The sequence below is a fragment of the Mesorhizobium sp. M8A.F.Ca.ET.181.01.1.1 genome, assembly GCF_004792025.1.
GTDB lineage: Bacteria > Pseudomonadota > Alphaproteobacteria > Rhizobiales > Rhizobiaceae > Mesorhizobium.
Genome location: NZ_SRTV01000105.1, coordinates 1 through 360 on the forward strand (window position 1 = coordinate 1; position 360 = coordinate 360).

Genomic DNA, 360 nt, shown 5'->3' on the forward strand with positions numbered 1-360 from the left:
CCGACGGCGAGACGCACAGGGAATTGCGGCAGGGCGTCGATCCAAAATATCGGCCGCGCACCGTCGCCTCCTTTGCCGGCGACCTCGTGTGCTCTATCGCCGGGCCCTTTCTCGACCAGATCGCCGAACAGGGCACGGCGGAACTGATGGCAGACTATTTCGAGCCGGTGTCGACGCTCAGCCTGGCGCGCTCGCTCGGGCTCATGGACATCGACATGCCGACCTTGCGGCGCTGGTTTTATGGGCTCGCCCAGGGCGCCATCAATTTCGAGAACGACGCGAAGCGCCAGGAAATCGCCGATGCGATCAGCGCCGAGGTCGGCGCTGCTATCCGGCCTATGCTGGAAAGGCTGGCACGCG

Annotated in this window: 1 pseudogene; it reads left to right on the forward strand. The window is 65.0% G+C overall.

Going from position 1 to position 360, the window contains the following annotated elements:
* Positions 1–360 (forward strand): annotated as a pseudogene (locus tag EN824_RS33785) (cytochrome P450); the annotation flags it as partial.